The 24,300-nt window shown below is 63.6% G+C and carries 16 protein-coding genes; 3 read left to right on the forward strand and 13 right to left on the reverse strand.

The window, feature by feature from the left end; genetic code table 11:
* Nucleotides 1-73 precede the first annotated feature (73 nt).
* Both PLANPX_RS06395 and PLANPX_RS06400 read right to left on the reverse strand, forming a co-directional pair.
* Entirely contained in the window at nucleotides 74-1,900 is a 1,827-nt protein-coding gene (locus PLANPX_RS06395) for a DUF7453 family protein (RefSeq protein ID WP_152097929.1), read from the reverse strand.
* Nucleotides 1,901-2,094: 194 nt separating this feature from the next.
* Nucleotides 2,095-3,819, reverse strand: coding sequence for a tetratricopeptide repeat protein (locus PLANPX_RS06400; protein ID WP_172991905.1), 1,725 nt, complete (start codon nucleotides 3,817-3,819; stop codon nucleotides 2,095-2,097).
* Nucleotides 3,820-4,111: 292 nt separating this feature from the next.
* Here PLANPX_RS06400 and PLANPX_RS27195 point away from each other — a divergent pair, with 292 nt between their 5' ends.
* Complete coding sequence (locus PLANPX_RS27195) at nucleotides 4,112-5,080, forward strand: hypothetical protein (protein ID WP_172991906.1); 969 nt, start codon at nucleotides 4,112-4,114, stop codon at nucleotides 5,078-5,080.
* A 250-nt stretch (nucleotides 5,081-5,330) separates the two neighbouring features.
* Here PLANPX_RS27195 and PLANPX_RS06420 read toward each other — a convergent pair whose 3' ends face one another.
* From PLANPX_RS06420 to trxA, 3 genes are all read right to left on the reverse strand, one after another.
* Nucleotides 5,331-7,127 carry a hypothetical protein gene (locus PLANPX_RS06420; protein ID WP_152097933.1) on the reverse strand — a complete coding sequence of 599 codons (1,797 nt, stop codon included), beginning with the start codon at nucleotides 7,125-7,127 and terminating at the stop codon, nucleotides 5,331-5,333.
* Between the two features lie 796 nt (nucleotides 7,128-7,923).
* The gene (locus tag PLANPX_RS06425; protein ID WP_152097934.1) at nucleotides 7,924-8,229 is read right to left on the reverse strand and encodes a putative quinol monooxygenase; all 306 of its coding nucleotides are present in this window, start codon (nucleotides 8,227-8,229) and stop codon (nucleotides 7,924-7,926) included.
* 157 nt (nucleotides 8,230-8,386) lie between these two features.
* Nucleotides 8,387-8,713 carry a thioredoxin gene (gene trxA, locus PLANPX_RS06430; RefSeq protein WP_152097935.1) on the reverse strand — a complete coding sequence of 109 codons (327 nt, stop codon included), beginning with the start codon at nucleotides 8,711-8,713 and terminating at the stop codon, nucleotides 8,387-8,389.
* Nucleotides 8,714-9,170: 457 nt separating this feature from the next.
* On the opposite strand from trxA, the gene PLANPX_RS06435 reads away from it, so the two are divergent.
* The gene (locus PLANPX_RS06435) at nucleotides 9,171-9,749 is read left to right on the forward strand and encodes a thioredoxin family protein (RefSeq protein WP_152097936.1); all 579 of its coding nucleotides are present in this window, start codon (nucleotides 9,171-9,173) and stop codon (nucleotides 9,747-9,749) included.
* A gap of 257 nt (nucleotides 9,750-10,006) precedes the next feature.
* On the opposite strand, the gene PLANPX_RS06440 is transcribed toward PLANPX_RS06435, so the two are convergent.
* The 5 genes from PLANPX_RS06440 to fliD all read right to left on the reverse strand — a co-directional run bounded on the left by PLANPX_RS06440 (nucleotide 10,007) and on the right by fliD (nucleotide 17,435).
* Nucleotides 10,007-11,125, reverse strand: a complete 1,119-nt coding sequence (locus PLANPX_RS06440; protein ID WP_152097937.1) for a carboxylate-amine ligase — start codon at nucleotides 11,123-11,125, stop codon at nucleotides 10,007-10,009.
* Nucleotides 11,126-11,220: 95 nt separating this feature from the next.
* On the reverse strand, nucleotides 11,221-12,426 hold the full coding sequence (locus tag PLANPX_RS06445; RefSeq protein WP_172991907.1) for a M20 metallopeptidase family protein: 1,206 nt from the start codon (nucleotides 12,424-12,426) through the stop codon (nucleotides 11,221-11,223).
* Between the two features lie 141 nt (nucleotides 12,427-12,567).
* Nucleotides 12,568-13,431 (reverse strand): menaquinone biosynthesis family protein, encoded by an 864-nt coding sequence (locus tag PLANPX_RS06450; protein WP_232536313.1) that lies wholly within the window; start codon nucleotides 13,429-13,431, stop codon nucleotides 12,568-12,570.
* 251 nt (nucleotides 13,432-13,682) lie between these two features.
* Nucleotides 13,683-14,132 (reverse strand): flagellar export chaperone FliS, encoded by a 450-nt coding sequence (gene fliS, locus PLANPX_RS06455; RefSeq protein WP_172991908.1) that lies wholly within the window; start codon nucleotides 14,130-14,132, stop codon nucleotides 13,683-13,685.
* Between the two features lie 186 nt (nucleotides 14,133-14,318).
* A complete protein-coding gene (gene fliD / locus PLANPX_RS06460; RefSeq protein WP_152097941.1) occupies nucleotides 14,319-17,435 on the reverse strand; it encodes a flagellar filament capping protein FliD in 3,117 nt (1,038 codons plus the stop codon).
* Between the two features lie 579 nt (nucleotides 17,436-18,014).
* Here fliD and PLANPX_RS06465 point away from each other — a divergent pair.
* Nucleotides 18,015-20,507 carry an SBBP repeat-containing protein gene (locus PLANPX_RS06465; protein WP_152097942.1) on the forward strand — a complete coding sequence of 831 codons (2,493 nt, stop codon included), beginning with the start codon at nucleotides 18,015-18,017 and terminating at the stop codon, nucleotides 20,505-20,507.
* Between the two features lie 79 nt (nucleotides 20,508-20,586).
* Here PLANPX_RS06465 and PLANPX_RS06470 read toward each other — a convergent pair whose 3' ends face one another.
* From PLANPX_RS06470 to fliW, 3 genes are all read right to left on the reverse strand, one after another.
* Nucleotides 20,587-22,710, reverse strand: a complete 2,124-nt coding sequence (locus PLANPX_RS06470) for a flagellin (RefSeq protein WP_152097943.1) — start codon at nucleotides 22,708-22,710, stop codon at nucleotides 20,587-20,589.
* 689 nt (nucleotides 22,711-23,399) lie between these two features.
* Nucleotides 23,400-23,621 (reverse strand): carbon storage regulator CsrA, encoded by a 222-nt coding sequence (gene csrA, locus PLANPX_RS06475; RefSeq protein WP_152097944.1) that lies wholly within the window; start codon nucleotides 23,619-23,621, stop codon nucleotides 23,400-23,402.
* Nucleotides 23,622-23,798: 177 nt separating this feature from the next.
* A complete protein-coding gene (gene fliW / locus PLANPX_RS06480; protein ID WP_152097945.1) occupies nucleotides 23,799-24,236 on the reverse strand; it encodes a flagellar assembly protein FliW in 438 nt (145 codons plus the stop codon).
* Between the last annotated feature and the right edge of the window lie 64 nt (nucleotides 24,237-24,300).

A 24,300-nucleotide genomic window follows, 5' to 3' on the forward strand; every position in this document is an offset into this window, starting at 1 on the left:
CGGCTTCGCCGGTGGATGAAGTGCTCGTTCGCCGTGCTTGCGCTACGTCCATCGGCAGAGCCGGTGGCTTTTATCAGTTCGGGAGAACCCCGTTCCTACGTTGGGCTGCGCCGACCAAAAGGCCGATGGCGCCGAGGCCCACGAGCGCTCCGGTCGCGGGTTCGGGAACGGCGTTCATTACGTTCGCAGCGTTCGCGCTGCCGAACGCATTTCGCCACGCCGCGAGGTCGGCTGCGTCAACGTCGCCGTCGCCATTGGCGTCGCCATGCGCGGGCAAGGCGCCGGTGGTTTTGCCGTAGCCGCGCTGCCATGCGAGGAAGTCGCCGCCGTCGACTGCGCCGTTGCCGTCGAAATCGACAGGCGAGAGAGCGACCTTGTCAGAAACGATGAGCCGGTTGCCGCCGCTAGAATAAGTGGCGAGATAGGCGAGCTCGCCTCGATCATTGAATCCGCTGCGCTGGCCATCGCCATTGCCCGATCCGCCCTCGAAAAAAAGCCCATCGAGTGAGCTAAAGAGATCAAAACTGTCCCAAGACTGTTCTTCCACGGCAACCAAGCGCAGTTCCCCGGCCGGAGTCGACGCCCAGATTCCGGCATCATTCCATTCATAAATGCCTGATCCACTCAGCGTGGCCACAAATGCGACCTGGCCGGCGTTGTTGAAGGCCAAGTCGCTGAAACTGAGGAACGACGCACCGTCTGCGCCGGGAGCCAGCGTTCCTTGGAGAGCCAATCTCTGCAAGCTTCCCTGCTTGCGGACCCAAATGCTTTCCATGCCACTGCTGAGTAGGCTTTGGAAAGCAATATCGCCTCGGTTATTAAGCAGTAGTGAAGAAAAGTCAAAGAAGCTTGTATTCCACGTTGACCCCGGCGCAACATCGCCGCTTCGAACCACTGGCGTCGCGACGCCGTCATTTTCGACGTAGATGACAGGATAGTCGTACGCGTTTGTCTTCCACGTCTGCGAGACGTACGCCATCGTGCCTGAAGCATTCAGCACGGGATCTGTTGCGAAGTACCGATGCAATCTTCCCGCTTCGAGCCCGGCCGCTTGACTCCCTTCGCGGGCTACCAGTGAAAGGGCGTTGTTCCGCCGCGCCCAGATGCCAACGTCGTTGCCGGAGCCGACGCCTGTTCCTTGAATCGAGGCGCGGAACGCGATTGCTCCGTTCTGGTTCATCGATGGGTGGCTATTGAAGAACGACTTAAAGCTCGTGCCCGCTGGCGTCCCGGCTGCATGCTGGCCGCCGCGCGCGACGAGGTGCAGCAAGCTCTCGTTCTGTGCCCAGATGCCAGGTTCGTTGGTCGCATCCACGCCGGCGCCGCGAACCGTGCCGCGAAACGCGGTTTGCCCGGCGTTGTTCAAGGTGAGATCGATGAGCGTCGCGAAATCGACGCCTGCCGGCGTGTCGACGGCTTGCGTTCCCTCGCGAGCAATCATCTGGAGGGGGCCGCCTGCGTTCGACCAGATGCCGCTGTTGCTATCCAGGGTGACTCCTGCCACGTTCTCGCGTAGGAGGCCGCCGAAGGCGACGGCGCCTGAGGAATTGATCACCGGATTGGCGGCGCGGCGGAAGAGCGCGCCAGCGGGACCGCCGGGCGCGGCCGATCCTTCACGCGCGACGAGGGCGAGCGCGCCGCCGCCATCCGACCAGACGCCAGTGTCATTCGGCGCGGTCACGCCGCCGAAGTTGTTCGTCAGCGTGGCGGAGAAGGCGACTCGGCCGGCGTTGTTGAGAACTGGGGGCGACGGCCCGTCGGCGGTGATGAAGAACGTGGAGAATTGGCCCGTGGTCCCGGGGGCTGAGTCGCCTGTTTGAGCAACGATTCGATCAGCCGCGATGGCTGGCAAGTTCGTCAGTGCAGCGACCAGAAGAATATGAACAATGCGGAGCTTCATAGAGAGGACTCAGGGGAGCTTTAATCACAGATGCGTGGGCTGCTTGTTGGGCCCGAATCTAAGCGAGACTGCCAGCATACAGAGAGATAGTGGATGTAGCCACCATATTAATGGTTTATTGGCGCGCGTTCCGCAGAAAACGGGAGTTTGCCGTCGACGACGCAGCGGCGGCAGGAATGCTCGATAAAAAGCAACTAAGGGCTCAATCCAAGCTGAGCCGCGCGGTCGAGGAAGGGTTGGGCCGCAGCCTGCCGCCCCGTTTGCCTAAGCAAGATGCCGAGCGTGAGGTTCAGCTCCGGCGAGTCGGGCGTCGCTTCCAGCCCTTCGCGCAGGCATTGTTCAGCCGCGTCGCGCTCGCCCGACTTGAGCAGCGCTTCGGCAAGGCCGACGCGGGCTTCGGCGACTTCCGGCTGCAGCTGAATGGCGCGGTGATACGCTCCGACTGCGGCGGCTGGCTGATTGAGGGCGAGCAACGCATCGCCGAGCTGGAGGTGCGCCAGGAAGTGCTTCGAGTCGAGCCTGATCGCTTCGCGCAGCGGGGCCACGGCCGCGGCCGCGTCGCCCTTTTCCAAAGCGGCCAGCCCTTGTTGATACTGCTCGTCCGCGCTGGCATAGTCTAGCTGCTGCGCAATCTTGCGGGCTTCGGGAACGTCGGGCGTCAGCCGGGCGAGGGCGGTTAGCATCGCCAGCTGCCGAGTCTCGCCGCGGGCGTACATCCGTTCGGCGCCGATGAGCATCGCGGCGATCGCGATCAGCACGGCCCATTTGCCGGCATGGAGGAACGCCGGCACGAAGTTCTCGAATGCCGGCGCCGCGGCGTCGACGAGCGCGTCCTGCGTCTTTCGCTCGCTCACCTTCCAGATGAACCCGTCATAGTAAAAGTGGAGGAACGACGAGGTGACGAACGCGGCGATTAGCCACTGGCGAGCGTCGTCGAGATCGCCGCTGAACATCCGGTCGCCGGCGTGGGCGGTGACGAAGCGGATTGAACTGTACGCGGCGATCGCGGCGAGGTAGATGCCGAGCATCGTCGCCCGATCGCGGAACATGAACCCGAGCGGGCCGAAGCGCTCGCCCGCTTTCTCAAACAGCCGGCGATTGTAGATCCAGACGATCGCGCTGTACTGCACCGCGTGGTAGATCTCGAACATCGCGATGCCGATGAGGAGGTTCGTCGACAGGCGACCGCAGTACCAGTAGAACCAGCCAGTCGACGCGGCGAGCAGCAGCTTAATCCAGTTGATCGGCAAGCCGCGGCGGCTGCGGGCGATCAAGTTGGCTGCGTAGAGAGCGAGGACGATCGCGGAGATGCCGCCGACGATCCAGCGGACCGTGGCGAGCGCCTCCGGGCCGAAGATTGGGAGGCCGCATTGCCACATGGCACTCGCGACGCCGAACATGCGGGTATCGCTGAAGAGGACGCCGGCGGCGAAGATCACCAGGCAGAGGGCGTGGTCGAGCCTCGCATCGGTACGGTCGTTCTCGCCGCGGCGGATGTCGTAGATCCGCATGAAGCCGTAGGTTTGCATCAGCCCATGCCAGGTTCCCCAAACGAGGAGAATCAACTCCAGGCCATGCAGGTGAACCCACGGCAAATGGAGCGCCTGAGCTACCGAGGCGGGTGGGCTGAACAGGAGCGCCAGCGCGAGGATTAGCGGCGGGGCGAGCAGGAACCGCCAGCGGAACCGATTGAAGAGTTCACGATCGCCGTAGGCTCGCATGAACCCGGGCAGGTGGTGCCCGAGCGAAGCGAACGAAATGACGGCCAGGTAGATCTCTTCGGGGCTCAGCCACTGGCGGGCGGCGACCAGCACGGCGGGGACGATTAGCAGCGGCGTGAGGACCAGATAAAACAGGTCCCACGAGGGGGAGACGATCCACGGGCGGCGTGGGGCGGCGGTGGCTGCTGGGGTCGACACGCGGCGAGGCTGGCGGCGGCCAGCGAAGGGCGGAAAGGGGCGAAGAATCGCTTCCATAAGTATGGCGCCAGGGGGCCGCGAGGGTGCCCCGCAATCGGGCCGATTTCGGGCAGATCGGCGGCTGCGGGCAGGTTACAGCCCGCATTTTCGAGCCCCCGGCGGGCCGCGGGCGGGGGTTTTCCTTGGAAATCCGCGGGGCGGTGGTTTATGCTGGAGAGGTCGTCCCCAGGCCGCGGGAGGGTCCCGAATCGGTCCGGCGGCGCTGTCTACCTTTCACGCTGTGATGACCGCCATGAAACGCTCCGTTGCGTCGATGTTTGCCTTGCTGTTTTTGGCTGCCGAAGTGGCGGCTCCGCTGAGCGTTGCCCATGGCGAAGGGGCCCCGAGCCCTGCGGCCGCCGAGTCGGTCGACCTGTTCGATGCGATGAAGAGCGGCTCGGTCAATGCGAGCTTCGTCGCGAAGAACTCGAAGCGCGGCCGGATCATCATGGAGAACAAGACAAACCAACCGCTGACGGTTGAAATCCCCGATGCCTTCATCGGCGTTCCCCTCGCTCAGATGGGCGGTATGGGCGGCGGCATGGGTGGCGGCATGGGCGGCGGTATGATGGGCGGCGGCATGCAAAGCGTCGGCGGCGGCGCTGGACGAGGCGGGGGCGGCGGCGGTCGTGGCGGGGGTGGCTTCGGCGGTGGTCGTGGCGGGGGCGGCGGCCGTGGCGGCTTCAGCATTCCGCCGGAAAAGACCGTTCGCGTCGATGTGCCGCTGCTGTGCATGGACCACGGCAAGCGCGAGCCTTCGTCGAGCAAGCCATACGCGATCCTGCCGATTGAGAACGTGATCAAGGATCCGGCGGTCATCGAAGTGATCGCGGCCTACGCCAACGGCGACCTGCCGACCGGCGCCGCTCAAGCGGCGATCTGGAACATGAACAGCAACGTCGGTTTCGACGAGCTGAGCCAGAAGCTGACCGGCACGGAACGGACTCACGTCCGCGAACCGTACTTCAGCCGTGAGGAGATTCAGGGAGCGATGGCGATCGTCTCCGAAGCCCGCGAACTGACGGCAGGTCAAGAGGTTGAGGCGCGTGACTTCCCGATGCCGGGCGAAGAGACGGCGAAGGAAGTGACTGAAACTGCTAAGCCGGCTGATGAAGCCGCTGCCGCCGAAGAGAAGGCCGACGAGAAGCCGGAAGCTTCTGAAAAGGATGCGAAGCCGTCGCAGGAAGCGGCCGAACCGGCTGCTGAAGTCGAAGCTACCTAATAACTATCGAAGGGTGAGTCTTCCGCTTGCGGGAGGCTCGCCCTTTTTTTATGCGCTGATGGTAAATAAATCGGATTAATACGGGGTAATTCAGGCCCCGTGAATGTTCTGGCTCCCTCCCCCTGGAGGGGAGGGCTGGGGAGGGGGGATGAACCCTGGTACCCGCTGCTTTCACCCCTCCCTAACCCTCCCCCTCAAGGGGAGGGGACCTCAGAGTTGAGTTTTTCTGGGGCGGCCGCCGCTAAGTGAGCTACGCGGCGGCGCGGAAGTCGTTGCGGATTTCGGCGAGCAGTCGCTGAATCTCTTGCTGGTACTCGCTCCGCTCCTGCTCCCAGCGGCGGGCGTCTTGCTGATAGTGCCGCTGTTGGGCGTCGAGTTCTTGCTCGCGAGCCACGAGCAGCGACGCTCGGTTCTCGATGTCGCGATCACGATTGTGGGCCCAACGATCGAGTTCTTGCCGCTGCTGTTGCAGCGCGTTGAACTGTTCGGTGATTTCGAGCCGCGCCGTTTCGAGGTCGCTGCGGCGGCGCTTCAGTTCGTCGCTGGTGAGTTGGAACTGTTCCGTCAAGCGCGCCCGGACGTGGGCGACCGAGCGTGCGAGCGTTGACGGGGCGAGGACGCCTTGCAGTTGCAGCCAAGTTTCTTCGGTGGCCAGTCGCAGTTCGAGGGCTTCGCGCTGCGTGGCGCGGAGTTGCTCGGCGACTTGTTCGAGCGCTTGTTCCCGCTTGTCGAGTTCGGCGTGCTGGTGCGCGAGCGAGCGCGATTGCTCGTCGCTTGCTAAGCGCGAAGCTTCCTCGGCGGACGCCAGGGCGCGGCGTTCACGAACAACCTGATTCTCAAACGCGAGGCGATCGTGTTCGAGCTCGCGTTCCTTTTCACTGATCTGCAGCTGCCGTTCGGCGAGCATCGCCTCGGCGTTGTCGAGGTAGCCGCTGCGCATGGCGATTTGGTCGGCCTGCTGCTGCACTTCGGCGATGCGGCCTTCGACGATGCCGAGCCGTTCGAATCGCTTGAGCGCGGTTTCGATTTCGCGTTGGCGGAACTCCATGCGGCGTTCGTCGTCGACGAGACTGGCGGCCCGCTCTTCGGCGGAGGCCCGCATTTGCTGCAATTCGGCTCGCTTGAATTCGAGCTCGCCGGCCGTTTCGGCCAGGCGGCGTTCGCAATCGGCGAGGCTCGCCTCTTGCGTGATGACGCGCGTTTCGCGGGCGTCGAGTTCTTTTTGTCGTGCGTCGAGGGCGAGCCGCTCGTGCGAGGCGCGTTCGTGTTCGACGTAGAGCTTCGCCTCGCGCGAATCGAGTTCGCGTTGCCGCTTTTCGAACTTTTGCCGCGCGTCGTCGAGTTCGAGCTGCCGCGTGCGGCAGCCGGCAGTTTCGAAGTCGAGCGCGTCGAGCTTGGTTTGTTGCTCGGTGACGCCGAGTTCAAGCTCCAGCTCCTGAGCGGCGAGCTTCTTCTCGCGCTCGCTGAGTTCCTTGAGCCGTTGCATCAGCTCGTCGGCTTCTTCGAGCTGGGCCGCGGCGAGCGTTTGGCGATCGGTGAGTTCGGCTTCCCAAGTTTCGAGCCGTTCCTGCAGTTCGGTCAGCTCGCCTTCGCGCTGATCGATCCAGAGGCGGGCGTTGCGAATGCGGGAATCGAATTCGGCTTCTTGCGAGTTGAGTCGAGCCTCGCGGCGATCGACTTCGGTGAGCCGGCCTTGCAGCCGCTCGGCGAGGTTCGCAGCGTGCTGGGCGATCATGTTCGCCGAACCGAGCAACGGTCCGTCGCCGTCCATGGCCGATGCGTCGTCGAGACCCAGCCAAGCGGGCAGGGCGTCGGCGTCGACTTCGGCGACGACTTCGAGTTGCGGATCGGCGTCGTCGAATGCTTGTTCAGCGGCTTGCCCGGCGATGACGAGTTCGTCGGAGGCGCCGGCCATCGCCATGACGCCGGAGCGCGGGCGAGCCTCGCCCCCCGCGCGGCGGACCGGGTGCGCAGCGTCGAGCCGCATCTCGCGTTGCGGCTGCTCGCGGTTCTCGTCGTCGCTGGGGTGTGGTCGTTCGCTCGCCATGCCGTGATCGAAGTTGGTCGCCCGATGAGGGCGTCGGTGTCCGCGCGGGTGGGGAGCGCAATCGCCCTCACAACCCGCAAAGATTGCCTAACTGGAACGATCGGCACGGCGGGCCGGCAAAGTTTGGCCGAATTGCCTGGAATGAAGTTTTTGGGACGGCGGGAGCTGGCAGTGCTGGCGGCGGAAAGGCGTCTCGCTAACAAGTTGTTTGTGGGAGGCGTCTCCGACGCCGATGTTGGTAGCCACCACTAACGGCTTGGGCTGCTCACCGCTGCTTCGGGGTCGGAGACCCCTCCCACAAATGTTGAATAAAGGTTCGTGTCGCGTTTGGCGTCGCTTGTGAGTCGAGATGCGATTTTTGGCGACATATTGTAAGTCGTTTAGTGTCAGTCGATTAAGTGTGGTTTTTCATGCGATTGGCGAGGCGACAGGCGACAGTTGATGGCAAGTTGGGGGCTTTGTGGTTTTGGTTTGAGCGGTTCGGTTCGCGTTGAGGTTTGTTGGCCGAGTTCGGGCTGTGCGCGCAGCATTTCCGGAACGCTGCGGCGCGATGGACTTCACCTTAGCCGATTGCGGGGCGGTGGTGAGGAGCTATTTTCGGCCACCCCTCTGGCGTGGGGGCGGGGAGATGTCTCTCGCAAAGGCGCAAAGGTGCTAAGGAATACGCAAAGAGGATATGTATTGAATGCGAGCGAAGGCTTCGGAGCGGGTTTTGTGGCGCAACGAAAAGCCCCCGGTTTTAAGAACCGGGGGCTAAGGTTGGGGGATGCGTTGCGGTGGGATCTTGCTGGCTTGATTAGGCCTGGGCTAAGACCTGGATTTTCACGTCGCGGATCATGTCCTTCACGCGGTCGCGGTAGCTCGCCATGTGCGGGGCTTTGAGGTGGGCTTCGAGCGCTGGGACGCTTGACCATTTTTCGATGACGGTGACGACGTTGTCGCGGGCTTCGCCGGTGGAAACGCTCGTCTTCAGGTCGATCGCGGGGCCGTATTCGATGCAGCCGTCTTCGTCGCGGACGATGCTGATGATGCGGTGGAACTCGCCGAGGAACTTCTCGCGAACGCCGTCGGCGAGTTCGATGGTGGCTAGGACGTGGATCATGGCTTCGGTGTCTGTGGGGGAGAGGGAGTCGGCCCCGTTGCGGGAAGCCAGGAAAAACGCTTAGCCCCCGGTTCTTTAAACCGGGGGCCGAGCGGTGATGCGTGCGCTGTTGGGTTCGCGGTTCGCCCCCGGTTTAAAGAACCGGGGGTTAAGCGGGTTAACCCTTGGCCGAGTCGATTGCTTGTTGCAGGCGGGTCTTCGGTTGGACGCCCACGAAGCGGTCGACCACTTCGCCGTCCTTGAAGACCATCAGCGTCGGGATGCTGCTGACGCCGTAGCTTTGCGCGCTGTGGGGCGCGTCGTCGACGTTGAGCTTCACGACCTTGGCCGAGCCGGAGTTTTCGCCGGCTAGTTGTTCGATCAGCGGCGCGATCTGGCGGCACGGACCGCACCAGGGCGCCCAGAAGTCGACCAGCACGGGCTGAGCCGATTTGAGCACTTCGCTGTCGAAGTTGGTGTCGGTGATTTCTTGAATCGCGCCCATGGTATTCCTCCGGTTCCTCGTGGGCCGTCGACGGCGACGGCTCGGTTTGATGATCTCTCTTATTTCCCCGGCAGGTGGTACGGATCAGCCAGGGGAGTGGTTCAATTCAGGCGGTTTTCGCCGATCCGCGATTATCTTGGCGATGGCTGGCGATGTCAACGAACGGCTTTGTTTGGGGAGAGCCCGCGAATCACGCGAATTGGCGCGAATGAAAGACAGGGATTTGCTTCTTATTCGCGGTGATTCGCGTGATTCGCGGGTTGTTCTTCCTCTCATCCAGACGCTTGGCCGTCGCGCGTGGTTCAGACAATCGGGCGATCGATGCGATAGGCGTTTCCTCTAGTTGCCGACCGACGGCGGCGTCGGCGGTTGTCGAGGGGGGCGGGTTGTTCGATACTCATTGTTCGGCGCTCGCTGCGGGGCCGCTCGATTTATCAAAAGAGATTGGAGAATTGCGATGGCTCGGACTCCCAGCACGATGTTGCCGCTCGGCACGGCAGCGCCCGACTTCAAGTTGATGAATGTGGATGGCCGCGAGGTGGCATTGGCAGACTTTGCGGGCAAGCCGGCCCTCTTGGTGATGTTCATGTGCAACCACTGCCCGTTCGTGGTTCACGTGGCGGACGAGCTGGCGCGGCTCGGCAGCGAATACACGGGCCGCGGCGTCGCGGTGGTGGGAATCAACTCGAACGATACGGCGACCCACCCGGCCGACTCGCCCGAGCGGATGGTGGCGGAAGCGGAAGAGCGGGGATACGCGTTCCCGTATTTATTCGATGAGACGCAAGCGGTGGCGAAGTCCTACCGCGCGGCGTGCACGCCCGACTTTTTTCTTTTCGATCAAGATCGGAAGCTGGTTTACCGGGGGCAGCTCGATGACAGCCGACCGGGGAACGGCGTGCCGGTGACGGGGAAGGATTTGCGTGCGGCGCTGGATGCGGTGATCGCGGGAGCGGCGCCGGCAAGCGAGCAGCGGGCGAGCTTGGGATGCAATATCAAGTGGAAGGCGGGGAACGAGCCGGAGTATTTTGGGTAGTGGCGGGGGAACGGTGAGTAGGTGAGTAAGTGATGGGGCGCGCGGAGGGTTCTAGGCCGTCGGGATGTAAAGCCGCGGCCGTTGGCCGCGCGTTTTCGGAAGCGCCGAGCGTGTCCCCGCTTCCGCACTGGCGACACGCCAGTGGCACCCAGAACGCCGCCGGAACGCCCGCCGCGAGCGGACGGGGCTAAATGGGCGTGGTGATGTGGGGAGCGGTTTGGCGGGGCGGGGGAGTGGAGCGCCCCGTGCGGCGGCGATCAGGTCGTGCGCGATTGTTTTAGCAGCGCGGTCACGGCGGCGGGAAGTCCGCCTTTCTGTGCGGCGAGCGTCAGTTGGCGTTCGGCCCAGCTGGGGCCGGCGGCGAGTTGGCGGCAGCGTTCTAAATGCTCGCGGCAGCCGAGGTCTTCGGCGGTGGGCGATAGGCGTTCGACTAAGTTGTCGACAATCTGCGGCAGCGTGTGGGCCGTGTAGGTGTGGGAGTCGACGAGTTGCGCTTTGTTGCCGTAGCGGGCGGCCCGCCACTTGTTCTGCGCGACGAGCATGGGGTGGCAGTCGTGTTGGTAGGCGCCATGGTCGATTTCGTCGGAGAGCGCCTTCACTAAGCACTGCATCAGGGCGGCTAACGACAGCACGTCGCTGAGGTTGCCCGGCATGTCGCACATGCGGATTTCGACGGTGCCGAAGTTGTGGTGGGGGCGGACGTCCCACCAGAGTTCCCGGATCGTGTTGATGAAGCCGGTGCCGACCATGTGGTTCACCAGCCAGACGTATTCGCTCCAGTTGCGCATCAGCGGCGGGAGGCCGGCGGTGGGGAGGCCTTCCATCACCTTCGAGCGGTAGGAGTGAAGGCCGGTCGCTTCGCCTTCCCAGAACGGGCTGCTGCTGGAGAGGGCGAGCAGCGTCGGCAGGTGTCGCATGATGCGGTCGCAGATCATTACCGCTTTGTCGCCGCTGTCGACGCCGACGTGAACGTGCAGGCCGAAGGTCATCATCCGGCGGGCGAGGACTTGCAGCAGGTCGACGAGTTTCAGGTAGCGCTCGTCGGGCGTGACTTGTTGCTCGTCGCAGCGGGCGAAGGGGTGGACGCCGCCCCACCAGAGGCCGAGGCCGAGCGCGTCGGCGGCCGCTTCGACGACGCCGAGCCGGCCGCGGAGATCGCGTTCGGCTTCGCCGATCGATTGGCAGACGTCGGTGTTGATCTCGACGACCGACTGAATGATCTCAGGCTTGAAGCGATTGCCGCCGCGGTCGGGGAGGCGCTCGACGAGCTGGTTGAAGGAGTTCGAGAGGTTGGATGTTTGGAGATCGACGAGGCCGAGTTCGAGCTCGATGCCGAGGGAAGGGTGGCGGTTGGGGGTGAACTCGATGGGGGGCATACGCAGAGGGTTCAGGTGTTGGGGTTCAGGGTTCAGGAGGGAGAAGGGTTTTTGCTGAACCCTGAACCCTTAACCCTAATGGCTACTGATGCAACTTATGCGCCGGCTGCAGGTTCGCAGGCGAGGATCACGGCTCTGGCTAGAATCTTCACTCCAAGTGGCAGGGCGGCTTCGTTCACGTTGAAGGTGGGCGTGTGGAGCGGGCGTATGACGCCGTCGCCGGCGGCGATGCCGAGGCGGAACATGGCGCCCGGGACGTGGTCGAGGTAGCAGGCGAAATCTTCGCCCCCCATGCTCGGGCGGGGGATGACGCGGGCGATGACGCCGGGGGTGGTTTCGGCGGCTTCTTCGAGGATGCGGTTGGCGGCTGCGTCGTTGCGAACCGACGGGATGCCGCCGTCGACGCGGACTTCGATTTGCGTCGCGGTGATCTCTTCGACGCCGCGGGCGATCTGATGAATCTGCTCGATCGTCTGGGCGAGGACGGCGTCGTCGAGCGTGCGGAGCGTGCCGTCAAGTTCGACCTCTTCAGGAATGACGTTAGCGTTCTGCCCGCCGGCGATGCGGCCGAAGCTGAGCACGACCGAGTCGAAGCTGTCGGTGGTGCGGGGGATGAACTGGTAGAGGCTGCTGACGAGCTGCGCGGCGGCGGCGATTGGGTCGCGCGATTCGTGCGGACGGGCGCCATGGCCGCCGCGGCCGCGGACGATGATCGTGACGTCGTTGCAGTTGGCGGTGAACGGGCCAACGCAGAGGCCGATCTCGCCGGTGGGGCGGGGCGGATCGACGTGGAGGGCGAAGATCGAGCTGACGCCGTCGAGGGCGCCGGCGGCGATCAGGCTGCGCGCGCCGGCGGCGGTTTCTTCGGCGGGCTGCAGGATGGCCCGCCAGCGGAGGGGCCAAGGGGCTGCGCCGCTGGCTTCGAGCTTGTGAAGTGCGAGGGCGACGTGCGTGGCGATGGCGGCGTGGGCGTCGTGGCCGCAAGCGTGCATCACGCCTTCGCGAGTGCTGCGGTAGGGGACGTCGTTCGCTTCGTGGATGAGGAGGGCGTCGATGTCGCCGCGGAAGGCGATGCGCGGCAGGCCGGGCGCGGCGGAGCGGTTGTCGGCGAGGACGCCGCAGCCGTCGGGGCCCATGCGGAGGGCGAGGCCGGGTTGGTCGAGCGCCTGGTAGAGGGCGAGGCTGGTTTGGAGCTCGGCGCCGCTCGGTTCGGGGTTCGCGTGGAGGCGGCGGCGCAGGGCGACGAGGTCGGGCGTCGCGTCGGCGACGATGGCGTCGAGGGTTTGTTGCCAAGCGGGCATTGGGGCGGAAGACCCCTCCCATAAAGGGAGGGGCTCGCTGGGGTACGTTGCGGCGTTGTTGCCGCAAGTATACCCCATTCAATGCGCGCGGCACTGCGGGCCGTTGTGGCGTGGTGCGCGACCCCCGGGCGGAGCCCGGGGCTAGACGAACACCGGCGTGACCAGCTTCGGCAGGACGCCGCGTTCGTAGCCCATCGCCAGGAACTGCGTCACGGCGTCGCGGCCGCGGGCGCCGAAGTCGAGCGTCCAGTCGTTCACGTACATGCCGACGAACTTGTCGGCCTGGCTGCGGTCGAGGTCGCGGCCGTATTGCAGGGCATGCTCAAGGGCGGCTTCGCGATGGTCGAGGCCGTACTTGATGCTCTCGTACAGTAGCCGCTGAACTTCTAGCGTCGCTTCGGGGCCGAGGTCCTTGCGGATCGCGTTGGCGCCGAGCGGGAGCGGCAGGCCGGTGAGTTCCATCCACCAGACGCCGAGGTCGACGATCAGCTTCAGGTTGCTTTGGCCGTAGGTGAGCTGGCCTTCGTGGATGATCAGGCCGGCGTCGATTTTCTTGCCGTTGTACTCGCCGCGGTTGACGACCTCGATGATTTCATCGAAGGGGACGACCACATGGTCGAAATCCCGATCGAGGCAGAGCCGCAGGGCGAGGAAGGCGCTGGTGAGCGTGCCGGGGACGGCGATCGTCTGCGTGCGGAGATCGTCGATCGTGCAAAGCTCTTTGGCGATGACCATCGGGCCGTAGCCGTCGCCCATGCTCGCGCCGCAGGAGCAGAGGTCGTACTTGTCGTGCAGGAACGCGTAGGCGTGGATGCTGACGGCGGTCAGCTCAAGTTCGCCCTGGAACGCACGACGGTTGAGGGTCTCGATGTCGACCAGCTCGTGCGTGAATTGGTATTTGCCGGTGTCGATGCAGTCGTTCGCCAAGGCGTGGAACATGAAGGCGTCATCGGGATCGGGGCTATGACCGACGCGGATGAGCTGCTTGGCTTGGGTAGCGGACACGACGGACCTCGGCAGTGGCGGGCTGTTTGGCGGGTTGGGTAAGCAGCCCATCCTACCGATTTCGGCCGGGGCGGCGAAGGGGGCGAGTAGCCGCGGCTCAACGAGTCGCCGGAGCCGAGATAAATGGGGAATGCTGAATGGGGAATGGGGGAAGACGCGACTGCTTCCTAGCGCTTCCGCCATTCAGCATTCCACATTCCCCATTGATTTTTGTGACGCTCCGGCCGGTCGTTGACCGGCGGCTACTGCGATTAGCCCTGCAGTGAGAGGCCGGCGGATTCGTAGTGGGCGCCGGCGAGCGGGGCGATCGGCGTCGAAGGGGCTTCGGACTTCAGCTTTTCGCAGGCTTGCTTCCAGGTCTCGCGCTCGAATTCGAGCAGGTGGAGAGCCGCAGCGAGCGGGGCGGCGTCGTGGTTGAGCTGAGCCAGGGCGAGCTGCCGGAAGGCGAAGGCGTACTCGTCGGCCAGGCGGCGCGAAAGCTCCGAAGACATATCGAGGCCCTGCACGAGCGCTTCGACGATGTCGTTCGTGCGGGTGAGAAAGTTGTCGCACTCGAGGCGTTGCTCGGCGACGTTCCAGAGGAGTTCCGCCTGCCGGCCGAAGCGAATGGCGCCATCGAGCAGCATGAGTTGCAACTCAGGCTGCGAGGCGGTGAGAACGCGACCGTCGAGATAGCGGGCGTTGGCGCTGGCGTACGTCAAAATTCCGTCCCCCTCGGATGATTTGGCTGGCGAGTTACTTTATCGGCATGGAGGGCAGGGCGGCGGTAGTTTGATCGTCGGCGTTGCGTGCTAGCCCCGGGCTCTGCCCGGGGGGGGTAGCGGTGATGGCGCTGCCGGTCGTCGCGGCGTGGTGCGCGACCCCCGGGCGGAGCCCGGGGCTAGGAGTTACGCACCGGTGTAGGGCGCCAGCGGTTTCAGGTCGGCGAGGGCGGACTGGCTTTGCTGCAGTTTCGAGATCACGAGCTCAAGTTGGTAGAACTGGTTCGTCAGACGTTCTTCTTGCGAAGATAGCTGGGTCGTCCACTGATCGAGCCGCAACTCGTTCGACGCGATCGTCGCTTGTAGCGCCTCGCTGCTGGAAGCCATGAGCGAATGTTCGTCGCCGGCCAAACCGTCGACGACTTTTGAGATCTTCATCGCGACGCCGGATTGGGCGTTTGAAAGGAATTGCTCAACGCCGCCCGGATCGTTGGCGAACGCTGACTTCAGTTTCGTTTTGTTGACGGCAAGCTGGCCGTCGGCGTCGACGCTGATGCCGATTTGCTCGAGCGACTGGAAGTTGCCGAGGCCGGCGTAGCGATCGGTAAGCGCTCGCGACAGCCGGGTGTCGATTTGCAGCGCTTCGTTCGTGCCGAACAGCAGGCCGGTGGTGAGGGCGTCCGGGTCGAACGAGGTGAGCTTGTCGAGGTCGTCGCGGAGCGAGTTGTAGGCTTTGACGAACTCGTCGACGGAAGTGAGCAGCGTTTCGTCCGTTTGCGCTACGCCGACGGTGATCGGCGTATCGCTCGCCCCGCCGACGGTGAGATTCAGGCCCGGAATGGCGCCGTTGAAGACGTTGGTTTGGGAACTCACCAGCACGCCGCCGCCAGGGGTGCTGCTGTTGCCGTACAGGATGACCGCGTCTTGGGCCTTCGCGGTTTCGGTGAAGTTCATCGCCGAGGTGCCGGAGTCGATCAGCAATTGGTTCGCCGAGCCGGGGGCGTTGACCGACAGGCTGAGGCGGTAGCCGGTGCCGTCGTAGACCGTCGAGGCGGTGACGCCGGCTTTGAGATCGTTGATCTTCGCGGCGAGGGCCGACAGGCCAGTTTGGGTGCCGGTGGAGGCGGTGAAGGCGCCGGCGCCATTGATGATTTTTTTCCCGCCGATGAGCGTCGATTCGCCGAGGATTTTGAGGTCCTTTGCGGCGGTGCCGTTGCCGACCTCTTCGACCTTGAGCTTCGCCGAGCCCGTGCCGGCGTCTTCGAGCTCGATGCCGGTCTTCGCCGAGTTGAGCCGGGCGACGACCTTCGTGCCAGTCGCCTCGGCCTTGGCGTTGATCGCGTCGATCACCTGGCCGACGGTGGTGATGCCGGAGTCGGCGCCGTTGAGGTCGAGAACCAGCGACTTGCCGTTCGAATCGGTGATGCGAATGTCGCCGTCGCCGATGCCCTTGCCGCCGTTGAGCGACGACAGGGGGACCGCAGCGCTGGAGCTTTGCAGGTTGGAAAGGTCGATCGTGTGCGAGTTCGTGCCGTCGATGACCTGCCGTTCCGTGCCGTTGACGTCTTGTTTTGTGCTGGCGCGGGTGAGGTTGAGCGACTTGGCGATGTCGCCGCTGAGGTCGGTGACGCCGAGCGTGCCCGAGCCGCCGACGACGTCGACGAGGACGATGCCGTCGCCGGCGTCGTTGATGCGGGCTTCGACGCCGTTGGTGAGCTGGTTGATCGAGTCGATGACGTCGCCGACGGTCTTGGGCTCAAGGCCCGACGACTTCATGTTCGCAGTGCGGGCGGCGCCGTTGGAGTCGGTGACGCGGACCTCGCCGAAGACGACCCCCTTGCCGCCGTTGAGCGAGGAGAGGAGCGTCGCTTCGCTCAGCGTTTGGCGCTTGAGGGCGCCGGAGTTTTTGGCGCCGCCGGCTTGATTCGCGGCGAGGCCGAGCTTGTCGGCGGTGTTCGTGGCGTCGCCGTTGGCGATGAGCAGATTGCCGCCGCCGTTGGAGTTGTCGGTGATCACCAAACCGTTGCGCGCGGAGTTGATCGAAGCGGTGACGTTGGGCGACGCGGCGTTGACGGCCGAGATGACGTCGCTAAGCGTTTCGGCGCCGGCGAGATTGACGGAGCCAGTCACTCCCGCGCGATCGGTGATCTGCAGCGTGCCGAGCGTGCCGACTCCCTGGCCGCCGTTGAGGCTGCTGAGGAGCGAATCGCGGAGACCGCTGAGGACTCGTTTGCCGGTGATCGAGGAGCCGCTGGTCGTGGTGGCGATGCCGAGATCGTCGGCGGCGGTGCCGGTGACGCCGTTTTCAACCTTGAAGTCGCTCGACCCCGAGGTGAGGTCGGTGAGTTCCAGCCGATTGCCGTCGCTGGAAATGGCGGCGGTCAGTTTGCCGGCGCCGGCCGTGTTGATTTGTTCGAGGACTTTGCCGAGGGTGTCGGCGTCGTGGAGGTCGATGCCGAGCGACGAGCCGTCGGAGAGCGACACGTCAATGTCGACGATGCCTTGCTTGCTTACGGTGACGCCGTTGCCGTCGTTGAGCGTCGAGAGCTTCGTCCCCGCGTGGAGCCGGAGGATGTCGGCGCCGGTGGCGGTGTTCGCGGCGACGTTCACGCCGCCGAGGCCGAGACTCGCGGCGGTCGTACCGCCAGCGACTTCGGCGACGGTCAGCGAACCGCTGCCGCCGGAGCTATCGGTGAGCACGAACGAGTCGCCGCTGACCGAGGCGTTGACGCCGACGTCGGTGTTGTTGTTGATCGCCGCGACGACGTCGTCGACGGTGCGGGCGAAGCTGAGGTCGATCACCGCGGCGCTGCCGCTGCGATCGGTGATGCGGATCTTGCCGCGTTGCAAGCCGGCGCCTTCGTTGATCTGGTCGAGCGAGATGCCCTGGTCGAGGAAGCCGCCGAAGCCAAACGAAAACGTGCCGCTGCCGAGATTGGCCGAGGCGCCTTCGAAGACCTGACTGACGACTTGCTGCGCCGAGGCGGACTGCACCGGGCGGATTTGGAACGAGCCGATCGAAGGCGTCGAGCCGGTGGCGATGGCGACCTTGAGCAGGCTTTCGTTGCTGGAAGTGGCGGTGCGGGTCGAGTAGACGCTGCTCGTCTTGAGCTTGTTGGCGGTGAACTGAAAGCTGAGCAGCTTCGAGCCGAGCGTGTCGTAGGCGATCTGCTCTTGTTTCAGGCTTTCGTTGCGCGCCGTCAGGATGTCTTTGGGGCGCGCGGCGACCGCCATCAATTGCTTGACGGTGTCCTGGATGTTCAGCCCGGTGACCAAACCGACGCTGGAGGAGATTTTTCCCATACGTTCAGACTTTCGATCGCAGCATCAAGGCGTCGAGTCGGCCGCGTGGAGTTCTCGCCACAGGCAAGCCTACGTCGCGGAGGAGCATTCGCCGAAGCCGGTCGTCGGGCGACGGCGTATCAGGAGTTATCGGCAGAGTTCCGCCAGATACTCCATGCTGTTAACCGCGGTGCTAGCATGCGAGTTCGTCCGGAGTCGGGAGCCCATTCAACGCTGCTTGTCGGAAAAACCGTCATGCGCTGCGTAGTCGGATGTTCTTGAGGCGCCGGCGGTGCGAGCGGGGGAGTTCCCTTGGGCTTTGTCGCGGAGGAGCACCGTCGCCGCTGCGGCGGTAATGGCGTTGCTTTCGCGCGGCGATATGCGCGCAGGCGATTGTGTGGGAGTTGTGAAGAAAGAGCTTTGATTGTCGCGTTGTCAAGATGCCGCGGCGCTGAAAGCGAGTACGTCGCGCGGCGCGACAATCGATGTCTGAATTGTTTGTTTACAACCAGGTGGGCATTGGTAGGATGATCGCCACGCCGCGCTCTGTCGGCGTTTGCTGAACATCAACTGAGATGAAATAGTCGAAAGGACTTCGCTATGTTTCGCGCCGCTGGTTCCTGGTTCATGGCTCTCGCGACGAATGGCCGCAAACGCAAGCTTCGCCGGTCGCCTTCTCTTCCTAAGCGTCGTCAGCCGGGCAGCTTCTCGCGATCGCTGCGAATGGAAGGGCTTGAAGGCCGGCAGATGCTCAGCATGAATGTCGATTGGATCGCTCAGCAAGGCACGACCGCCACGGACGAAAATCGCGGGGTTTCGGCGGATGGCTTGGGCAATGTTTATACGACGGGCTACACCTCTGGAAGCCTGGGCGGCGCGAGTGCTGGCGGCATAGATGCATTATTGAGTAAGTACGACTCTAGCGGCGCGCTCCTTTGGACTCGGCAATTCGGAACGAGTGCTCGTGATGAGGGGCTTGAAGTCTCGGCCGACGGGCTAGGGAATGTGTACATCACCGGGCGCACTGCAGGCAACCTTGCAGGAACCAATGCTGGTAATGATGATGTTTTTGTGCGGAAATACGACGCCAGCGGAACTGCCCTCTGGACGCGACAGTTTGGGACTAGCTCCGTCGACCATTCCAGTGCCATCGTGGCAGACGGCTTAGGGAATATTTACGTCTCAGGCGTCACTTTTGGCAGTCTTGGAGGTCCAAGCGCCGGCGGTATGGATGGTTTCGTGCGCAAGTATGACGCCAGCGGAGCCGTGCTTTGGACTAGACAATTTGGGACCAGCGCTTCGGACGACACTCGCGGCATATCACTTGACGGAATGGGGAATGTGCACGTCACCGGCTACACTAGTGGCAACCTCGGAGGAACAAGCGCCGGGGGGCAAGATGCGTATCTGATGAAGTACAACGCCAGCGGAACGCTTCTTGGGACTCAGCAACTCGGAACTGCTGCCAGTGACGTCGGCACGGGCGTCTCGGCCGATGGGCTTGGAAATGTGTACATCACCGGCGTCACCTTGGGCAATCTTGGGGGAGTCAACGCTGGTGATAGAGATATCTTCGTAAGTAAGTACGACTCTACCGGTACTCTGCTCTGGACGCAGCAGCTCGGAACCGCCAGCTTAGATGTTCCGTCTGGCGGCATGGTCGCCGATGCCTTCGGCGGCGTTTACATCTCCGGTCGTACCGAAGGGAATCTTGGAGGGACGAGCGCGGGGGCATCTGATGCGTTCGTAACTAAGTACGATGCCAGCGGAACGCTTCTGTGGACTGAGCAGTTCGGAACTAGCGGAGACGAAGAAACTTGGGGCATCTCAACCGACGGATTCGGAAGTGTCTATATCTCGGGGCTAACCAACGGAAGCCTCGGCGGAGCTAACGTCGGGCTGGAAGATGTTTGGGTCGCACGTATCCATGAAGATTGGATCGCTCAGCTTGGCACCGCTAGTATGGATGAGGCGAGGGGATCGTCCACCGACGAGTTGGGCAACGTTTACATTTCCGGATTTACCCTCGGAAATCTCGGAGGCACGAACGCGGGCGGCCAGGATGGTTACGTCAGCAAGTATGCGGTCGACGGCACGTTGTTGTGGACTCGGCAATTTGGCACGACGGGGCATGACATTGCTTTTAGCGTCTCAGCCGACGGATTGGGCAACGTCTATGCCGCGGGCTACACCGCTGGGAACCTGGGCGGCGCGAATGCGGGTTTCCTAGATGTCTTTGTGACCAAGTACTCGGCCAGTGGAACTCTGCTGTGGACGCAGCAACTAGGTTCGATCGGAGATGAAATTGCCTACGGTATTTCGGCTGATGGCTTAGGCAACGTCTACGTCGGAGGGTACACCACGGACGTCCTCGCCGGTACAAGTGCGGGAGGTTACGACGCGTTCGTTTGCAAGTACGACGCAAGCGGCGTTTTGCTGTGGACACGCCAGTTCGGGGTAGTTGGCCAGGATATGGTTACCGGCGTTTCCGCTGATGGACTCGGAGGCGTCTACCTTTCAGGACATACGTATGGCAGCCTGGGCGGCGCTAGCGCGGGTCTGAGCGACGCCTTCATTGCAAAGTACGACGCCAGTGGAACCCAGCTGTGGGGCAATCAGATCGGCACGAGCGGACAAGATTCGGCCAGCGGCGTTTCGGCTGATGGATTAGGGAACGTGTACATCTCCGGCACGACCGAAGGGAGTCTCGGCGGCACGCACATGGGAGGCAATGACGCCTACATTGCGAAGTACAACTCCAGCGGGACGCTCCTGTGGATTCGCCAACTCGGAACGACCGCTTATGATCTCGGCTATGCGGTTTCGACGGACGGGATGGGCAATGCGTATCTCGTTGGACGTACCGACGGCAACCTATTCGGCACGAACGCCGGCGCCCAGGACGCATTTTTTACTAAATACGATGCCAGCGGGACGCTCCTGTGGACGGAGCAGTTGGGGACGAGCGGAACGGACATCGCCTATACGGTATCCGCTGATAGCCTTGGAAACGTCTTTGCGGCAGGGATGACGTCGGGCAGCTTGGGCGGGCCATTCATTGGCGTGCGTGACGCTTGGATCGCTCGATTGTAAATCGCTCAACGAAAAAAGCCGGTTCGGTCTGTTGAGGACCGAACCGGCTTCGTTAGGTTTCAATTAACCGCGGTTAGGATTAACCACGGAGCAGCGACAGGACGTTCTGCGGGTTCTGGTTCGAGATCTGCAGCACCGTGGTGCCCGACTGAACGAGAATCTGCGAACGGGTCAGGTTAGCCGATTCCGCGGCGAAGTCGGCGTCGCGGATCGAGCTTTCGGCGTCGCTCAGGTTCACAAGCACGTCGTTGAGGGCGTTCTTGTTGGTTTCGAGCGTCGTCCGTTGGAAGGCGCCGAGGCGACCGCGGAGCGAGGTGACCTGGTCGATCGCTTCGCCGACGATGGAGGCAGCGGTCGTGGTGTCGGTCGCCAGCGAGGCGTTGTTGCCGGTGCCGAGCTGGAACAGCTTGCCGCTGACGCCGCCGAGCTTCGCGGTGTTGACGCTGGCGATGCCGAGGCGAGCTTGCTGGTTGGAGACGACGTCCTGACCGAGTTGGAACAGGGCGCCGCCGCCGTCGATCGTGAACGAAGCCGTGCCGGTGAAGCCAGCGGTGAGCGAACCGCTGATGTCGAGGCTGGCCGTGTTGATGGAGAACTTGTTGCCGTCGCCGGTGACGACCACGCCGTTGATCGAGGCTTGGACGTCGGCGCCGGTGTTACGAGCACGGTCGGCGATGGCCGTCGTGAACGTACCGGTCGGGGTCGACGTGCTGCCTTCGCTGATGACGCGGAGGTCGACGACCGACTTGCTGCCGTAGCTGGTCGAGACCAGTTGGAGCGTCGTGCCGTTGACGACCGCTTCGACGCCGGTGGCGTCCTTCACCAGGTTGATGCCGTCGGCCAAGCCTTGGGCGCTGGTGCCAGCACCGAAGGAAAGGACTTCGGCGCCGTTCGAGCCGGCGAGTTCGAGCACCACGTCGCCGCTGATGCCGCCCGAGGCGGTGACGCCGCCGGCGGTGTTGGCAACGACTGGCGGGGTCTGGGTCGTCGGGCTGTACAGACCATCGCCGGTGCCGACGTTGATCGAGGCGTTGTAGTCGGCGAGGGCGTTGATGGCCGCCGAGATGTCATCGAGGTCGGTCGCGTTCGTGTCGTTGACCGTGACGGTGATGTTGCCCGAACCATCGACGACGGCGGTGGGGGCGCCAGCGGTGACCGAGGCCGATTCGGCGATGGTGACCGTCTTGCCGTTCGCCGAGGCGCCGGTGGTGGCTGCGGTGATGGTGATGGCGCGGCTGCCGGCGTCGCGGCCGCCGGTGAGCGTACCCGCACCGCTGGAGCTGGCGGTGACATTTTCGGTGCCGCCGGTGATGGCCGAGGCCACGAAATCGGTGCCGGCGTTGATGACCGCGTACACGTCGGCGACGGTGTCATTACCGCCAGCGATGTCGACAGAGACCGTTAGCGTGTTCGTGCTGGCGTCGTAAACAGTGCCTTCTGATGCGTTGGCATCGATGAGGACAGTTACCGCACCATTGCCTTCAGCCCCGGCGGCGGGGCCAGCCGCGGCGGCGGTCAGCGTAAAGCCGGATGGGCCGGCAGTGTCGAGGGCGACGGCGCCAGAGGCTTGCGTTACCGTGTTGGCGAACGTGGCGGTCGTGCTGGCGGCAACGCCGGTGACCTGCGCCGGGATGTTCGCGACGTTGACCTGGCCTTGGGTAGCGGCGGCGGTGACGTTCACCGAAACCGACACGCTGCCGGTGGCGCCGAGGTTGGCTTGGTCGATCTTCAGGTCGGCGATGTTGCCGAAGTTGCTGCCGGCCGTCGTGAGGAAGTCGAGGCTGCCGTCGAGCAGGCGGCGACCTTGGAAGGTCGTGGTTTGGGCAATGCGGTTGAGGGCTTCGAGCGAGCTGTCGACCTGGAGTTGGTTAGCAGAGAGTTGCTCGTCGCTGAGGGCGCCGGCGTTCGCGCTTTCCGTGACGAGGCCGCGGATGTCGTTGAGCAGCGAGCTCACCCGGCCGAGGGCGGAGTCGGCGGTGGCGATGACTTGGTTAGCGCGGTCGGTGTTCGTGATGGCGCGCTGAATGCTCGTGATGTCCGAGCGAAGGTTTTCGCTGGCGATCAAACCGGCCGGGTCGTCCTTGCCGGTGTTGATGCGGAGACCGGTGCTGAGCCGCGTGAGCGATTGCTCGAGCGAGGCGTTTGACTGGCGCAACGTGTTGCGAGCGACCAGCGATTGGACGTTTGTGTTGATACGAGTCATTCTTCAAACCCCTGTCAGGTAAGAGCTACTTTCCGACGCGGGCCAGAGCGCTTGGGAGCTGCTCAGTTCTGGCCAGGCATTTGGTCGATCGCACGGCGCCGAGGTCACCCGCCTCGCGTTGTCCACCGTTGTTCGGTTGTCGACGGCTCCGGCGAATCCTCGCCTCTATGCAAGCACTCGCCAGAGTCCATCGCGCCAAGCGTAGGTTGCAATTTGGCGGCGCGCTGAATTTTTTTGGCGAATCCACTGTCCGTGGCAGCTAGAACCGTCGCGAGCGTCTTGTGAGGGCGCTGGCGGCAAGCTCTAGCTAAACCGTCTGTGCGAAATATCGACGGAGTGAAAATAGGTGCTTGAGGGAGTGACAGCACCTTTCGGCGGGAATGCAGGTTGCCGAATGGCGTTTGCTAGACGCGGTCGGCATAGCCGGCAAGATCACGCGCCGGGCGCCAGGATGCCGTAGGCGGAAGGATTGGTGCAATCGTTAGAGTCGATGCGATAAGGCGGCGCGGCGACGACGAGGCAACACGCAGATGCAAACAAGCTAGTTGAGGCTCCCTCCCCCTGGAGGGGAGGGCTGGGGAGGGGGGATGAACCCTGGTACCCGCTGCTTTCACCCCTCCCTAACCCTCCCCCTCAAGGGGAGGGGACCAGAGAGATGTCTTTGGGTTGGGCTCCGAAAGCTCGCTGCTCTACGAATTGCGCCCCAGGCCGCGGGCGTCTTCGGGGCGGAGTTTGGCGGCCTGCTGATTCTCGCGACGGATCGCCTCGTAGACTTCGCGGCGGTGGACCGAGACGTCTTGGGGAGCTTCGATGCCGAGCTTCACTTTGTCGCCGCGGACGTCGACGACGGTGACCACGACGTTGTCGCCGATGATGATGCTCTCGTCGCGAGTTCTGGATAGAACAAGCATGGCGGCGTCTCCCGAATCGCGGCGCGAACCGCGGATTGATGGTGTATCTGGCAGGCGCGCTGTCGCTAGCGACGCCGCGCGTGGTGGTTATCGGTAGGGGGGAGTAGCGAGTTGCGTGTTTCGAGTTGCGAGTGAAAACTTCACGCAACCAACTCGAAACTCGTCGCTCGCAACTTCTTAAGCCGTCAGTCGCATCTCGCCGTCGGTTGGCAAGATCAGACGCACGGGGAGGGGATCTTTGGCGATCACTTGGCGACCCTTGCGGGCGTCGACGTTGATCACCAGCGGAGCACGCAGGTTCAGGGCCAGACCTTCGGCATGGCGGCTGACGACGACGACGACTTGCGCGTCGGTCGGCTCGACCAACTGAAGGGGGGCGAGATCCTGGCGTGCGATCCGCAACTGAAAGTCGGGCACAAAACGTCGCGGACTGACGACGCCGAGGGCGAACTCGGGCTCGTCAATCGATTGCAGCCAACCGAGCGCGGCATTGTGCGCGTCGGCCAGCACGACCCAACGGCGGCAGGAGCGAAGTCCGATCAAACCTTGTTCGAACGTCAGAATGTCCGACGGTCCGATCGAGAGGGCGCCAAATCGAGATGTTGTAATATCCATATCGCTACCCGCACCTTCCTTGAGGCGGTTCCTTTGCTCGACGCCATGTCGAGCGCGCCTGTGC

This window comes from Lacipirellula parvula, assembly GCF_009177095.1.
GTDB lineage: Bacteria > Planctomycetota > Planctomycetia > Pirellulales > Lacipirellulaceae > Lacipirellula > Lacipirellula parvula.

Coding starts and splice junctions, on each gene's coding strand:
- PLANPX_RS06395 (WP_152097929.1), bottom strand. CDS start 1,900: ATGAAGCTCCGCATTGTTCATATTCTTCTGGTCGCTGCACTGACGAAC.
- PLANPX_RS27195 (WP_172991906.1), top strand. CDS start 4,112: ATGAAACGCTCCGTTGCGTCGATGTTTGCCTTGCTGTTTTTGGCTGCC.
- PLANPX_RS06420 (WP_152097933.1), bottom strand. CDS start 7,127: ATGGCGAGCGAACGACCACACCCCAGCGACGACGAGAACCGCGAGCAG.
- PLANPX_RS06425 (WP_152097934.1), bottom strand. CDS start 8,229: ATGATCCACGTCCTAGCCACCATCGAACTCGCCGACGGCGTTCGCGAG.
- trxA (WP_152097935.1), bottom strand. CDS start 8,713: ATGGGCGCGATTCAAGAAATCACCGACACCAACTTCGACAGCGAAGTG.
- PLANPX_RS06435 (WP_152097936.1), top strand. CDS start 9,171: ATGGCTCGGACTCCCAGCACGATGTTGCCGCTCGGCACGGCAGCGCCC.
- PLANPX_RS06440 (WP_152097937.1), bottom strand. CDS start 11,125: ATGCCCCCCATCGAGTTCACCCCCAACCGCCACCCTTCCCTCGGCATC.
- PLANPX_RS06445 (WP_172991907.1), bottom strand. CDS start 12,426: ATGCCCGCTTGGCAACAAACCCTCGACGCCATCGTCGCCGACGCGACG.
- fliD (WP_152097941.1), bottom strand. CDS start 17,435: ATGGGAAAAATCTCCTCCAGCGTCGGTTTGGTCACCGGGCTGAACATC.
- PLANPX_RS06465 (WP_152097942.1), top strand. CDS start 18,015: ATGTTTCGCGCCGCTGGTTCCTGGTTCATGGCTCTCGCGACGAATGGC.
- PLANPX_RS06470 (WP_152097943.1), bottom strand. CDS start 22,710: ATGACTCGTATCAACACAAACGTCCAATCGCTGGTCGCTCGCAACACG.
- csrA (WP_152097944.1), bottom strand. CDS start 23,621: ATGCTTGTTCTATCCAGAACTCGCGACGAGAGCATCATCATCGGCGAC.
- fliW (WP_152097945.1), bottom strand. CDS start 24,236: ATGGATATTACAACATCTCGATTTGGCGCCCTCTCGATCGGACCGTCG.